Annotated in this window: 1 protein-coding gene; it reads left to right on the top strand. The window is 60.4% G+C overall.

Features of this window, described 5'->3' with window-relative positions; all coding sequences use genetic code 11:
- A partial coding sequence (locus tag K5E19_RS23410) for a helicase-related protein (protein ID WP_260411934.1) occupies positions 1–614 on the top strand: 614 nt, incomplete at both ends.

The following is a 614-nucleotide window of genomic DNA, read 5'->3' as shown; positions in this document are numbered from 1 at the left end:
GTACGACACCATCATTATCGATGAAGCCCACGAGCGCAGTCTGAATATTGATTTCCTGCTCGGGTATCTGCGCGAGCTGCTGCCGCGCCGCCCGGACCTGAAAATCATCATTACCTCCGCGACGATCGATCCGGAGCGCTTCTCGCGCCACTTCAACAACGCGCCAATCATTGAAGTCTCTGGCCGCACCTATCCGGTGGAAGTGCGCTATCGCCCGATTGTGGAAGAGGCGGACGACACGGATCGCGACCAGCTGCAGGCGATTTTTGATGCCGTTGACGAGCTGGGCCGCGAAAGCCCCGGCGATATTCTGATCTTTATGAGCGGGGAACGCGAAATCCGCGACACCGCCGATGCGCTGAGCAAGCGCGATCTGCGCCACACGGAGATCCTTCCGCTGTATGCCCGCCTGTCTAACAGCGAGCAGAACCGCGTGTTCCAGGCCCACAGTGGCCGCCGGATTGTGCTGGCGACCAACGTTGCCGAAACCTCACTCACCGTGCCGGGCATTAAGTATGTGATCGATCCGGGTACGGCGCGCATCAGCCGCTACAGCTATCGCACCAAGGTGCAGCGCCTGCCGATTGAGCCGGTATCACAGGCGTCGGCGAATC

Origin of the sequence: Enterobacter sp. RIT637, assembly GCF_019718755.1 — a bacterium.
Lineage (GTDB): Bacteria > Pseudomonadota > Gammaproteobacteria > Enterobacterales > Enterobacteriaceae > Enterobacter.
This window is presented reverse-complemented; position numbering and strand designations above follow the sequence as displayed.